This window comes from cf. Phormidesmis sp. LEGE 11477, assembly GCF_015207105.1.
Taxonomy (GTDB): Bacteria; Cyanobacteriota; Cyanobacteriia; order Phormidesmidales; family Phormidesmidaceae; genus Phormidesmis.
The window spans coordinates 88,014-101,765 of the sequence record NZ_JADEXO010000005.1 but is presented as its reverse complement, the minus strand read 5'-3'; the positions used below and the strand labels follow the sequence as shown (position 1 = coordinate 101,765).

Below are 13,752 nucleotides of genomic sequence, written 5' to 3'. Positions count from 1 at the left end.
ATCGGGCAAGCGGCTTTAGAAGTGTATTGGTAGTCACCTTCATCTTCAGGTAGGAGAGCTTGGGGGGAATCGGGCAGGAAACCTACGCATTCAGCGATAGGAGGAATGCCCCTTCCCCTCAAGTGAGCAACAGTGAACATTCAGGATTCGCAGGCACTCAGAGTGTCCCTCACACTCTGAGTGTGATAATGTGATTATGATGAAAAAGGCTTTCAAGTACCGATTCTATCCAACTGCTGAGCAAGAAAACTTGCTGCGGCGGACGTTGGGTTGTTCGCGTCTTGTCTATAACCGAGCATTGGCCGCAAGGACTGAGGCTTGGTACGAAAGGCAAGAGCGAGTCGGGTATAAAGAAAGCTCAGCATTGCTCACCGGATGGAAAAAAGAAGCTGAGTTAGCTTTTTTGAATGACGTGAGTTGCGTTCCCTTGCAGCAAGGATTGCGCCATCTTCAGAAAGCTTTTAGTCACTTTTTTGCGGGGCAAGCCAAGTACCCGAACTTCAAAAAGAAGCGCAATGGCGGTAGCGCTGAGTTCACTAAGTCGGCATTCAAGTACAAGGATGGTCAAGTCTACTTGGCTAAGTGTTCTGAACCGCTGCCAATTCGTTGGAGTCGGTTGTTGCCATCTGGCACTGAACCGTCCACTATCACCGTGAAGCTTTCGCCTGCTGGTAGGTGGAGTGTTTCTCTGCTGGTGGATGTTGATATTGAACCATGGCCACCTGTTGATAAAGAGGTTGGCGTTGATTTGGGTATCAGTGCCTTGCTGACACTCAGCGATGGCGAGAAAGTCGCTAACCCAAAAGGGTTTAAGGCTAAGTATCGCAAGCTGAGAAAAGCTCAAAAAGCCCTTAGCCGTAAGGTAAAAGGGTCTAACAATCGGCATAAAGCAAGGCGGCGCGTAGCGCGGGTACATGCAGAGATCGCCGATGCTAGAAAAGATATGCTTCACCAGCTGACGACTCGATTGGTGCGAGAAAACCAAACGATTGCCGTCGAAGACTTGGCTGTGAAGAACATGGCGAAAAACCGCAAACTCTCTCAAGCTATCAGCGATGCTAGCTGGGGTGAGCTGGTGAGGCAGCTTGAATATAAGTGCGAATGGTACGGGCGAACACTGGTCAAGATTGACCGTTGGTTCCCTAGCTCTAAGCGCTGTAGTTCTTGTGGTCACACCGTTAACAAGCTGCCGTTGAATATTCGTGAGTGGGATTGCCCTAGTTGCGGTGTTCGGCATGATAGAGATATCAACGCAGCAATTAATATTTTGGCGGCTGGTCTAGCCGTGTCAGTCTGTGGAGCGAGCGTAAGACCTGACAGAGCCTAGCTCTCGAAGGCAGTTGCTATGAGGCAGAAACCCCTATGCGTAAGCCGGGGAATCCCCCGCTTTCAGCGGTGGGAGTAGTCAATTGGCTTATCATGCAGAAACCGCAATCCATCCACTGCTGCATTGGTGTCTGCCCTAGGTTCTTAGAATGGCTCTTGATCTACCCCGCTTCTATCGCGCTGCTAATCCTAGTCGGCCTTTGAAGGTGGCTCAGCTTGAAGACAGGCGCTATTACGTTGATTTTTCTTCTGTACGGGGTGGCGATATCGTCAGCGAAATTGGTCGAACGATTGTACAGCTCTCCCCGCTCGATCCGACGACTCAGCTATTTACTGGGCACATCGGCTGCGGCAAGTCTACAGAACTGTTTCGGCTAAAAGGTGGCCTGGAGCAACAGAATTTTCACGTCGTGTATTTTGAGTCTGATCGAGACTTGGAGATGGCGGATGTGGACATTAGCGATATTTTGCTGATGGTCGCGCATCAGGTGACAGAAAGTTTAGAGTCGGAGGGGATTCAGCTGCGACCTTCTAAGCTGGAAGCGCTGTTTCGTAATTTGTTAGAGACGTTGCGATCGCCAATGGATATCAGCGACGTTAGTTTTTCTGTGGGCGTCGCGGCCATTACGGCGCGGGCCAAAGAAAGCCCTGAGATGAGAAGCCAGCTCCGGCAGTATCTAGAGCCTAGAACCAAGAGCATCATCGATTCGATTAACCAAGAGATTCTAGCGGTCGCCACTCAGCAGCTACGCGCTAACGGTAAGAAAGGGCTGGTGGTGATTGCTGACAATCTAGATCGAATTGATCCCATCAGCCGGGCCAATGGCCGCAGTCAGTCGGAGTATCTATTTGTCGATCGCGGTGAGCAGCTTAAGCGGCTGAACTGCCATGTGGTGTATACGATTCCGCTGGCGCTAATTTTTTCGGACGAGCTGCCTAGACTGTCGAATCGGTTTGGCATCTCGCCGAAGCTGTTGTCGATGGTGCCCGTGACGACCCGGACGGGTGAGCCATTTGTCAGAGGCAGGCAGCTACTGCAACAGATGGTTCTAGCGAGGGCCTTCCCGACTGTTTTGGCGCGCGATCGCTGGGAGAAAATCGACATCGTCTTTGATTCACCCGACACGCTCAATCGCCTAGTCGCCATCAGCGGTGGCCACATGAGAAACCTGATGCGGCTGCTGTACGGCTGTCTGCAAAAAGGCGATCCGCCGATTACCAAAGCAGTCCTAGAATTGGTGATTCGAGATGAGCGAGATGCTCTAGTGGGGCTGATCGACGCGGAAGAATGGCAACTGTTGTTTTCTGCAATTGGTAATAATGACGATCAGGGTAACGAAGCGTATAATCCGCTGCTAAGAAGTTTGTTCTTGTATGAGTATAGAGATAGTGAGGGCCGATGGTTTGGGCTAAATCCGATCTTAGCTGAAACCAAAAAGTATAGGCAGTGGCAGGCGAACCGCTAGGATATCTCTTATGGCCTCACCACCCAATCAATCGTCTGGAAATTCAGATGAGCAGCAAGCTGATCAACCGCTAGACGATCAGCAATTGAATAATCAACAGCAAGATAATCAACAGCTTGATAGCGCTGAATTCAATGGTGTCGACTCGGCTATTTTAGAACACAACCAAACGGCACTCAACAATCTGCGTAGGGCTGTAGTGCTTGGGCAAGGGCAGTTCTCTTTAATTTTGGCACGGGCAAATTATCGACGCCTAAGACAGGTGCTGTTGAACCGGCTGGAAGACGATCTCTTTCTTAATGTTGTTCTGCTACCACCGGATGCCACTAACCTGCGAGAGTCAGTGGCCAAAGAGATCGGTGCGATCGCTGCCGAACAGTCTCGATGGCAGGCGACTACGCAAGCCAAAGCGCTGGTAATTATTGGCATAGAAGAGATAGCGGCTTCTACATCTACCGAGCGTCTATCCGATCAAAATTCTGACCTAACCAAGCTGCTGAAGGCGGCTAATTTAGGCCGCGATGAGCTGCCCAAGCATTTTCCCTATCCGGTTGTGCTGTGGGCGAATGACACGGTGCTGGCCCAGCTAAATCGCTACGCGCCCGATCTCAAAAGTTTTGCTGCTACGCCCATTCGGTTTGACTATCCGCTTAGTTCGCTAGTACAGATTTTGTCAGCACAGGCAGACGATACGTTTGAGCAAATTCTAGAAAGTGAGACAGTTTCGCTGTGGCCCGGTCGCCTGCCGCTGAGCGCCCAGGTATCTGAGCCAACTGCCGCTAGAGAGCTGACGTTTGCGATCGCCCAGCTCACTCAAATTCCACCAGAACGCGATCAGTTGATCAGCCTCGATCTTTTAGCCGATCTGTTGTTTTTGCAGGGGCGTAGTTTGCATCGCCGAGGCGATCTGACAAAAGCAAGAAACCATTATGAAAAAGCGTTGCTGCACTGGCAAGTAGAGGCCGCTGCGGGTAGATACGAGGCTGCTGATAGTGACGAGCCAATAGATCAGAGTAAACAGCCAGATAGAGATAAGCAAGCAGAGCAGAAAGCTACTGCAAAAGAGCAAGCTATTGCAAAAGAGAAAGCTATTGCAAGAGATAGAGAAGCCGTGCTGCTATTTCACTTAGGGGTGTGGTGGCGTGGCCAGCGGATGCTAGAGGCCGATAATCGTATCCAAGTTGCTCAAAGCATTGTCGATCGTAAGAGCGTGGATCAAAAGGCCAACTATCAACAGGCTAGGCGATACTTTGAAGGCGCTGTAGAAATCTTTGAACAGCAGCGGCGTTTGGACAGGGTAAGCCGATTTATCTTACCCCTAGCAGAAGTTGTACAAAAGCTAGAAGACTGGGATGGACTGATGGCGATCGCCCAAAAAGCGGTTTCTCTGCATCAGGACCAGCCGATCAAGCTAGCCCAAGACTACGGCTACTGGGCTAAAGCACTGCTCGCTCAAAACAACAATCATCCTACTCCAGAAGATATCAAAGTCGCTCAAACTGTTGTTTTGAGAGCGTTGGGAATCTCTCAGACCCCTGACCAAACATCTGACCAAACATCTGGCCAGACCCCTAACCAGACATCTGGCCAGACACTGCTAACCACCAAGGATAAAACGCTCTTACGCTACCAACGTGGTGGCTACTTTTATCTTCTTGCTAGAACCTATCAGCTAGAAGGACAGATCGCGGCGGCGATCGAAAACCTGGAGCAGGCGCTGCAAAATACGAACCCCTATTATGATTTCGCGCTTTACCGACAGATTTTAGATCGGCTGTGGATGCTCTATTTTAGACATAAACAATATGCCCAAGCCTTCCGCATCAAGCTAGAGCAGCGCCGGATTGAGAGTCTTCTAGGGCTAAGGGCGTTCATTGGCGCTGGTCAGATTCAGCCTGTTTCTGCGATCGCTCATTCTCTTTCGACCGGCGTGACCGATACTGCTCTATCTGCTGCTATTCAAGCCTCTGGTAGAGATCAAGATATCAAAGCACTGGTCGAGAAATTAGCTCAGCCTCGCTATCCCATCGTGGTGATTCACGGACAGTCGGGTGTCGGTAAAAGTTCTATTTTGCGAGCAGGACTAATCCCGGAACTTCATAGCTTGATCAGGGAAGGTCGAACAACTTTTCCCATACTTATCAGCGAATACAGTGACTGGGAGAATCGGATAAGAAAAGCCCTATCCAAGCGTTTGAGCCCAGGCATCAGCAAAGAATTAGATAAGGAGCGTTCAGATACAAAGCGTACAGAGCGTTCAGGTACAGCTTCCTCAAGTCCAGAGCGTTCAAATGTAAAGCACCCCGCAGAAAGTCCAACTGGTCAAAGTATTGTTGTAGGAAAACTAACGGATGCCTTGACGCTATTCACTCAGGCTAGGTACCAACAGATTGTTCTTATCTTCGACCAGTTCGAGGATTTTTTCTACGAGTATTCAACTGTTGCGGAGCGTAGAGAACTCTACACGCTCTTACGCGACTGTTTGAACTTACCTTATGTAAAAGTTGTACTCTCACTGCGAGAAGATTTTTTGCACTATCTACTCGAATGGGATCGCAACACAGATTTAGAAGCCATTAACAACGACATACTCAGCAAAGAGATTCGTTATTATCTTGGCAACTTCACGCCAGCGGCGGCTGAGACTTTGATCCATCGGCTGAGCGAACCTTCGGCTTTTTCTCCTGAGCCTGCTTTGGTTTCGGCGCTAGTAGATGATTTGGCGGCGCTGACGGGCGAGGTGCGCCCGATTGAGCTGCAGGTGGTCGGCGCACAGCTACAGCGGCAAAAGATAGAAACTCTCTCTGCGTACAAATCGCTGGGTCAATCGCCCAAAAAACAGCTACTCAAGAGTTTTTTGAACAATGTTATCTATGACTGCGGCCCAGAAAATCGGACAGTGGCTAATTCTGTGCTGTATCTGCTCAGTGAAGGGGAGAAGCGCCCGCTTAAAAGTCTCTCTGAGCTACGCGAGCCGCTGACGCTGGCTGGCATCAAAAATACGCCGCAGCAGCTAAGTCTGGTGCTAGATATCTTTATTGGCTCTGGTTTGGTGTTTGAAGTGCCCGAAGTTTCAAGCGTTCGCTATCAGCTTGTGCATGAATATCTAGCTAGCCTGGTATCAGATCAGCAGCCAGCGGGCCTGATGGAAGTCTTGCAAGTGGAGCGCGATCGCAGAGCCCTGACCGAAGATCAGCTCCGCAGAGCCCTAGCCGCCCAGTCGGAAACGTTAGCCGAAGCCACGCTGGCTCGTCAGCAGGCCAGGCTAGCCGAGATCGAAGCGCTGATTTCTACATCGCGATCGCTGCGCCTTTCTGGAAACGGCATAGAAGCTCTGGTCAAAGCGCTGAAGGCCGCTAGCCAAGCCGCCAACCAAATGCCCTCTCAAGCAACCTCCCTTTTGAGGATGCAGGCGGCACTGTGTCTGTCATCAGCTATCTACGGCATTCGTGAGAAAAATATTTTACTAGGCCATCGCGACTGGGTCTTGGCCGTAGACTGCAGCGCCGTAGCACCTTACACCATCGTTTCTGCTAGCGAAGATGGCACCCTGAAGCTATGGACCCAGCGAGGCGAGCTAGTGCGGACGCTGGTCGGCCACGAAGCTGGCGTCATCGATGTGTGCTTTAGCCCCGATGGTCGCTATCTGGTCAGCGCTGGCATGGACCGTACTATCCGGTTGTGGCGGCCACAGTTGGACCAGACAGATGACGGGCAGACAGATGACGGACAGGCAGATAGCGAGCTGATTCAAACCATAGACTCTACACCGCTCAGTGTGACTAGCGTCAGCTTCAATCCTGCGGCTTCAATCATTGCCGCTACGTACAGCGATACCACCACGCGGCTGTGGAACTTGAATGGTGAGCTGATTACTACATTAGTGGGGCACGAAGACTGGGCTAGAGCCGTCGCGTTTAGCCCAGATGGTCAGCTACTGGCAACTGGAAGCGAGGATAAGACGGTGCGACTGTGGAGCCTATCGGGTGAGCTACTCCGTACGCTACGCGGACATCGCGGCTGGGTGCGAAGTGTGTCGTTTAGCCCAGACGGTACGAAGCTAGCGGCGGCTGGAGATTCGAACAATATTCGGCTGTGGGCCGTAGACGGACGTAGGCTAAAGACCTTCTATGGCCATGAGGACTGTGTGCGGGCGATCGCATTTAGCCCCGATGGTCAGCGTCTGGCATCGGCTAGTGATGACCAGACAATCCGGGTGTGGACCCTAGACGGCCAGGTGCTAGAGATATTTAAGCATCGTAGCAGTGTGCATAGTGTGGCCTGGAGCGGAGACGGGCGATCGCTCGTTTCGGGAGGCGATGACGACCAAGTGCGGATCTGGCAGTTGACCGGGCCGACGATGCCGATGCTAGAAAGCCACAATGGCATTGTTTGGAGCGCACGCTGGCAGCCTAATGCGGATCAACCGAGGCAAATACTCTCTGTTGCTGGAGATGGCAACCTCAGGCTGTGGGCTAAAGATAGCGATTTGGTGAAAACGATCTCGCTACATCAGCAGGGGGCTCATAGCGTTGACTGGCATCCAGCGGGGACTCAGTTTGCGATCGCCTGTGCAGATTATTCCATTCAAATCCGGCAGCCAGATGGCACCGTGCTTCAATCCCTGCACGGTCACGGCGACATGGTTTGGCAGGTTCGCTACAGCCCAGATGGTAAGTATTTGGCCTCTGTAAGCAGCGACCAGACGCTCCGCCTATGGAACCAGCAAGGTCAGCCTTTAAAGATACTAACCGAGCATACCAACACCGTTTGGTCAGTCAGCTTTAGCCCAGACGGACGCTACTTGCTGTCTGCTGGCGAAGATAGCACCTTGCATCTGTGGCACGTCGAGACGGGTCTGATTCAGAAGATCAAAGGGCACACGGGCGGCGTGTGGTGCGTGGCCTTTAGCCCTGATGGCAAGTTTGTTGCCACGGGGGGAGCGGACGGTGCGATTTTGCTCTGGCCCGTGCGCCAGCTATCGCTCGATAGAATTTGGCTGACGCCTAGACCGATTCGCTTGCAGGGCCATCGAGACTGGGTACGAAGTTTGCGGTTTAGCCCAGACGGCACGTTTCTAGCGTCTGGTAGTGATGATAGCGATGTCCGGCTGTGGCCGCTGCTACCCAAGGCTTTGCAAACGCCGAGCGTGATTGGGGAGCTATTGCCGCCGCTGACTGGACATGAGGGCGTCGTGTGGGATGTGGACTTTGATCCTAGTGGAAAGAGGCTGCTGTCGGCGGGGGCTGATGGCACGGTGAGAATTTGGAATCTGAGCTTGGCAGATTTGCAGCGTCAGGGTTACGACTGGCTATCGGACTGGCTGCTCGCTCGGCCCGAGATTCGACAACAGCTAGACGAGGATATGGCAGTTGAAGAGACTGGCGTAGGCGATAATGCTATGTAAGAGATCAGCTAGTTTCCTTCTAAGCTGACTAATTCGACTAAGGATCGAAAATTTAATAAGATGCACATTTTCTGCCGCCCTCACCCCAACCCTCTCCCGAAGGAGAGGGAGCTTGAAGTCCTTCTCCCCCAGGGAGAAGGATTTAGGATGAGGGCCTGCGGTAAGACTTGAAATCAGACAGTTTATTAAATTCTCGTTCCTAAGCTCTAACTCTACTAAGCTAACCAACAAAGCGAATCCATCTAATTATTCTCTATGTCTGCTGCCTCCGCCTTTCTACACACTACGCCACTAGAGGCAGTCAGCCAGCGATTGCACAAATCGATTGCTGTGGGCTCGAAGACATTTCAAATTACCTATCCCGGCAATGCCGACGAGCTATTAGACCATCCCAGCACTCAAAGTGCCTTTCATGCCGATCAGTACATGCCTTATTGGGCAGAGCTTTGGCCTTCTTCCCAGATGCTAGGCGAAGTGTTGATGCAGCAAACTTGGCCCGCTGATCACCCGGCCTTAGAAATTGGCTGCGGTGTGGGCCTAGCTGGAATTGTGGCGCTCTCTTTAGGAATGCACGTGACCTTTAGCGACTACGATGCGACGGCTGTAGAGTTTGCGGCGGGTAATGCGATCGCCAATGGCTTCACCCACTTCAAAAAGCTGCCGCTCGACTGGCGATTTCCTCCCGATTTCCAGGTGCCTCTGTTGCTCGCCGCCGACGTCATCTACGAAGAGCGCAACATCGCCCCGCTGATCGCCTTCATCCAGACCGTACTAGAGCCAGAAGGGATCTGCCTGCTCAGCGATTCCGATCGATCCACCAAGGGCGGATTTCGATATGCACTCAAGCAGGCCAACCTAAAGTTTGAACGCCAGCCAATGAGCACTACAGGCCACGAGGGCCGCGAGGTCAAAGGCAGCGTTTACAGAATCTATCGGTAGTTTTTGTTGTTCTCGATAGTCTCTGTGTTGTTCTCGGTAGTCTCTCTTGTTCTCGATAGCCCATAGTTACCTCATACCGCGCCCGTTCCTCTGAGGATGCCTTAGCAATCTAAACACCACGAAAGAGAATATCCACAGCGACATCGCCGTCAAAATAACGATGCCAAAATCAGCTTCAAACTTGCTGACGCTGAAGATCGCAGGTGAGGGAATGACGCTGTTGTTGCTAGTGACTAGGAGAAAAGTCGCGATGTTGTTAGCGGCGTGGACGCCTAGCGCTAGCTCTAGACCGTTGTCTTTGATGGTCAGCCAGGCCAGGAAAGCGCCGATCATAAAATAGTAAATGACCAGACTCGCAACAGCCTCCCAGCTATCTTGAGTGGTGACTTCTGGGTTGGATAGATGCAACAACATGAAGAGTATGGACGGCAAGAGAATCGCTAGCCATTTGCCAAAACGAGAGCCAATGCCCTGCAGCAGATACCCTCTGAAGAACAATTCTTCTGTTGATGTTTGCAGCGAAGTTAAGACTACAACAATCGGAATGAAGCTAATAAAAGCCCAGGGCTGAAAGTTGAGCGTGAACGCCTCAGGAGAAAGGGCATAGCTGATGCTAACTTCTACGACGATGAGCAGAAAATAAACGATGAATCCTTGGCTGATTCTTTGCCAGCTAATGCGACGAGTCGGGGTGATTAAAGTCCGAAAAGATCGCCGATGAAGAAAGCGAATTGATAGATAGATGCCTAACAGAAAGAACGGAAATGCCAGATTGTAAACAATGTAGAGCACGAGCGGAGAAACGCCAACAATAAAAGGCTGACCAGCGGCGACTGCTTCTGGCGAGAGCACTCTGGTATTGGGATTATTGTCGTTAGCGATGTAGGCAACAAATAGACCTAGGGTGAGGGTGCCTCCAGTAATAGAGAGAATGAGCGTGACGATAGAGCCTAATAGATAGCGCCACCAATGGTTTCTACCCTGGCGAGCAAGCTGAATATAAGCGTCGGACATAGGAACTGTAATTCTAGATGAGCTGAAACCTCGAAATAGCAGTACGTTCCTGATGGCTTCAGTATGCTAGCTGTAAAAGGCGCAGTTCTGACAATATGTCCGTAAATACACTCATGATAGAACGCGATACTTGGGTTCATCAGTGTCCGACAAGCCCCTTCCAGACAGGCTTATGCCCAATGTCCTACACTTAGAAAGTGGCCTGCGGTTATCAATATACTGTATAAATTTATACGCTGCTTTAGTCTGCTGCGTAGGTTTTTCTAACTAGGGCTTTTTCGCACGTTTTGGCATGTATATTTCAGGTGTCTGCTCTGGGGTAGATACAGTGACCTAAAGCAGCGCTCTTTGTTTTTCTCTTTCTGACTGTAAGTCTTGAATTCTCTCTAGAGTTCCTTCGGGGATGGCCGAAATTAGCTGGCGGGTATAGTCCCGACGAGGGCGCTGATAGATCTCTTCGGCAGGGCCAATCTCTTCGATGCGGCCTTCGTTCATCACCATAATGCGATCGCTCATAAACTTGACCACGCCTAAATCGTGCGAAATAAAGATATAGGTGAGCTTGAACTCCTCCTGAAGCTCTTTCAATAGATTCAATACCTGAGCTTGCACCGAGACATCTAGCGCCGAAACCGACTCATCACAGACAATAAATTTTGGACTGAGCGCCAGCGCCCGAGCGATACAGACCCGCTGCCGTTGCCCGCCCGAAAACTCGTGCGGAAAGCGATTGAGACAGTGCGGATCTAGGCCAACGCGCTCTAGCAGATACTCTACCCGCTCTCTGAGATTTTTCTGACGACGAATGACGCCGTGAATCTTTAGCGGCTCGGCGATCGCACTGCCAATGCTCATCCTTGGGTTCAATGAGCTATACGGATCTTGAAAGATTACCTGCATTTCCCGGCGACGCTTACGCATTTGTCCGCCCCGCAGGTGTGTTAGCTCTCGTCCTTCAAACCAGACCTTGCCAGCCATTGGCTTTACTAGCTGCAAGAGCGCCCGGCCCAGCGTCGTCTTGCCACAGCCCGATTCGCCGACCAGGCCAAAGGTTTCACCCTGATAGACCCTGAAAGAAACGTCATTAACCGCCATTACATAGCGCTCTACTCGGCCAAAGACGCCCTGCACTGGATAGCCCACTTTTAGATTTTCAACGGTGATCAGCGGCCCTTTTTCTTCTAGTTCGTTCAGCCGGATTTGCATCTCGCGCGGGCTGATTTCTCGCACGGGGGGAAGCCCGGTGCCGTGCTCGTCTTGAGGCTTGGCCTGGATGACGCGATCGCCCGCTGGCCCCACGACTTCTTCCATATAGTCTGAGACCGTGGGTAGCTGACGCAGCCGCTGATTCGGCTGCGGGCGACAGGCCAACAGTCCTTGGGTGTAGGGGTGCTGAGGCGCTTTGAAAATATCAAGCACCGCTCCCGTCTCTACAATCTTGCCTTGATACATGACCGCCACTTGATCGGCGATCTCGGCGATGATGCCTAGGTCATGGGTGATGAAAATCATCGACATGCCCCGGCGATCGCGCAGCTCGCGCATCAGATCTAGAATCGTCGATTGCACTGTCACATCGAGTGCGGTCGTCGGTTCATCAGCAATCAGCAAAGAGGGATTAGACGATAGCGCCATCGCAATCATCAGCCGCTGAATTTGGCCACCCGAGAGCTGGTGGGGAAAGCGGTCTAGCATTGCCCTTTGACGGCGCTTGACCTCTCGGCTGACCACAGCGCTGTTGTCGCTATTTAGCTCTAGCCTGACCTGCTCGAACATCTCCATCTCTGGCGGCAGCAGCCGGACTTCTATGAGCTGGGCGATCGCCTGGGCGCGGGCCGCTCGTTTAGACATTCGCTGGTGCTGGCGGATTGCTTCTATCAGCTGAAAACCGCAGCTGTAGACCGGGTTGAGCGAACTCATCGGCTCTTGAAAAATCATGGCGATTTGGCCGCCCCGATAGCGCCGCATCTGCCGCTTGGAAACCTGCTGAAGATCGACGACAGGCCCGTTGCTAGGCTGAAAAATGACCCGCCCGTTCGTCACCTTTCCCGGCGGGCTAGGGACTAGGCCCATCACCGCTAGCGAGGTTACAGACTTGCCAGAGCCCGATTCACCAACGATGCCAATGGTTTGACCGCGCTCTAGCCGAAACGAGACGTTATCTACTGCTCGAACGCTGCCATCGTCCTGTTCTGCCATTGCAAATTCAACAGTTAGACCTTGAACATCTAAGATGGTGTCACTCATAAGGGGAATGCAGTTCTAGTAACGGATCGGCCATATTGGCATCAATTATGATCGGCTCAATCACAATTTCCAAGCATCATATCTTGGAAATGAGGAATGATTGGTAAGAGTAGTGATAAATTTCCCTGACGAGTACTCGTACTCATTGCTTTACTCGCTGCTTTACTCATTGCTTCTTTTCGTCCGGTTTTTCGTGAGTGGGTGAATGCTCATTCGATATTTTGTTTCATGTTTCAACTTGCGGCTGCTGTTTTTATCGTCATTTTAGGCTCTGCTATTTGCTCTGGGACTGAAACGGCTCTGCTCTCGATTCCACTGCTACGAGCCAGGCAGCTTGCCCAAAACAAGCCCGGCCCAGGGGCGATCGCATTGCTCAACATTCGGCAGCACGTCACCCGGCCCATTGCGACTATCGTCATTCTCAACAATATTTTCAACATCGTTGGCAGCATCGTCGTGGGTCGGATTGCCGCAACGCTGTTTAGCAATACCGGCATTGGCATCTTTTCGGCGGTACTGACTTTTGCAATTATTTTGTTTGCCGAGATTTTGCCCAAGACAATCGGCGAGCGCTACGCCGAAAACATCGGCTTAACTATCGCCATTCCTGTGCATGGTGCAACCGTCCTCTGTACACCTTTGATCTGGCTACTAGAAAGAATTACCGCCCCGCTCACTAGAGGTAGCAAACGCCCCATCACCAACGAGTCAGAAATCAGGCTGCTGACTATCTTGGGCTATCAAGAAGGTCTGATCGAAGATGATGAAGCCGAAATGATCGATCGCGTTTTTCGGCTAAATGACCTGATGGCCGCAGACATTATGACCCCTAGAGTCGCGATTACCTTTATTCCTGGCTCTGCTATTTTGCGAGAAGTTCAAGACGAAATTATCAGCTCTCAGCACACCCGCATTCTGGTAATCGAAGAAGATCTCGATCATGTGATCGGTGTTGCCCTCAAAGCCGAGCTGCTAGCTGCCCTAGTACAAGGGCACGGAGACGCCGCTGTCAGAAGTGTGATGCGCGCCGTCAACTACGTGCCTGAGACTGAACGCACCGATCGCCTGATCAAAACCTTTCAGTCTTTGCGCGAGCACCTGATGGTGGTCGTTGACGAATACGGCGGCGTCTCCGGTGTCGTCACCCTAGAAGACACCCTAGAAGTCCTGACGGGCGAAATCGTAGATGAAACCGATCGCAACGTAGATTTACAAGCGCTGGCCAGGCAGAGACAAAAGCGCATCCTGCGACGCAGCGGCTTTCGCAATCCCGCTCGCACCCCACCGCCGCCTCATCTTCCTACTTCTTAGTTCACTTAATTCACATGCTTTTTGCTCGACGAGATCTTCTTA

7 protein-coding genes are annotated in these 13,752 nt (G+C 51.7%); 5 read left to right on the top strand and 2 right to left on the bottom strand.

Annotated elements, in window-relative coordinates; genetic code table 11:
* Nucleotides 1–199 precede the first annotated feature (199 nt).
* The 4 genes from IQ256_RS02970 (at nucleotide 200) to IQ256_RS02955 (ending at nucleotide 9,138) form a co-directional block, all read left to right on the top strand.
* Nucleotides 200–1,327: a transposase gene (locus tag IQ256_RS02970; RefSeq protein WP_228024516.1), complete on the top strand. Its 1,128-nt coding sequence runs from the start codon at nucleotides 200–202 to the stop codon at nucleotides 1,325–1,327.
* A gap of 148 nt (nucleotides 1,328–1,475) precedes the next feature.
* On the top strand, nucleotides 1,476–2,792 hold the full coding sequence (locus IQ256_RS02965; RefSeq protein ID WP_193854066.1) for an AAA family ATPase: 1,317 nt from the start codon (nucleotides 1,476–1,478) through the stop codon (nucleotides 2,790–2,792).
* A 10-nt stretch (nucleotides 2,793–2,802) separates the two neighbouring features.
* A complete protein-coding gene (locus tag IQ256_RS02960) occupies nucleotides 2,803–8,199 on the top strand; it encodes a WD40 repeat domain-containing protein (protein ID WP_193854065.1) in 5,397 nt (1,798 codons plus the stop codon).
* Nucleotides 8,200–8,454: 255 nt separating this feature from the next.
* The gene (locus IQ256_RS02955; protein WP_193854064.1) at nucleotides 8,455–9,138 is read left to right on the top strand and encodes a methyltransferase; all 684 of its coding nucleotides are present in this window, start codon (nucleotides 8,455–8,457) and stop codon (nucleotides 9,136–9,138) included.
* A 66-nt stretch (nucleotides 9,139–9,204) separates the two neighbouring features.
* Here IQ256_RS02955 and IQ256_RS02950 read toward each other — a convergent pair whose 3' ends face one another.
* Nucleotides 9,205–10,152: a CPBP family intramembrane glutamic endopeptidase gene (locus IQ256_RS02950; protein ID WP_193854063.1), complete on the bottom strand. Its 948-nt coding sequence runs from the start codon at nucleotides 10,150–10,152 to the stop codon at nucleotides 9,205–9,207.
* Nucleotides 10,153–10,485: 333 nt separating this feature from the next.
* On the bottom strand, nucleotides 10,486–12,399 hold the full coding sequence (locus tag IQ256_RS02945; RefSeq protein ID WP_193854062.1) for an ABC transporter ATP-binding protein: 1,914 nt from the start codon (nucleotides 12,397–12,399) through the stop codon (nucleotides 10,486–10,488).
* Between the two features lie 228 nt (nucleotides 12,400–12,627).
* Between IQ256_RS02945 and IQ256_RS02940 the strand changes: the two genes are divergently transcribed.
* Nucleotides 12,628–13,710 carry a hemolysin family protein gene (locus IQ256_RS02940; RefSeq protein ID WP_193854061.1) on the top strand — a complete coding sequence of 361 codons (1,083 nt, stop codon included), beginning with the start codon at nucleotides 12,628–12,630 and terminating at the stop codon, nucleotides 13,708–13,710.
* Nucleotides 13,711–13,752: the final 42 nt, after the last annotated feature.

What these genes read in the sequence shown, in the direction of transcription:
- IQ256_RS02950 (WP_193854063.1), bottom strand. Translation starts at nt 10,152, where the DNA reads ATGTCCGACGCTTATATTCAGCTTGCTCGCCAGGGTAGAAACCATTGG.
- IQ256_RS02960 (WP_193854065.1), top strand. Translation starts at nt 2,803, where the DNA reads ATGGCCTCACCACCCAATCAATCGTCTGGAAATTCAGATGAGCAGCAA.
- IQ256_RS02940 (WP_193854061.1), top strand. Translation starts at nt 12,628, where the DNA reads ATGTTTCAACTTGCGGCTGCTGTTTTTATCGTCATTTTAGGCTCTGCT.
- IQ256_RS02965 (WP_193854066.1), top strand. Translation starts at nt 1,476, where the DNA reads ATGGCTCTTGATCTACCCCGCTTCTATCGCGCTGCTAATCCTAGTCGG.
- IQ256_RS02970 (WP_228024516.1), top strand. Translation starts at nt 200, where the DNA reads ATGAAAAAGGCTTTCAAGTACCGATTCTATCCAACTGCTGAGCAAGAA.
- IQ256_RS02955 (WP_193854064.1), top strand. Translation starts at nt 8,455, where the DNA reads ATGTCTGCTGCCTCCGCCTTTCTACACACTACGCCACTAGAGGCAGTC.
- IQ256_RS02945 (WP_193854062.1), bottom strand. Translation starts at nt 12,399, where the DNA reads ATGAGTGACACCATCTTAGATGTTCAAGGTCTAACTGTTGAATTTGCA.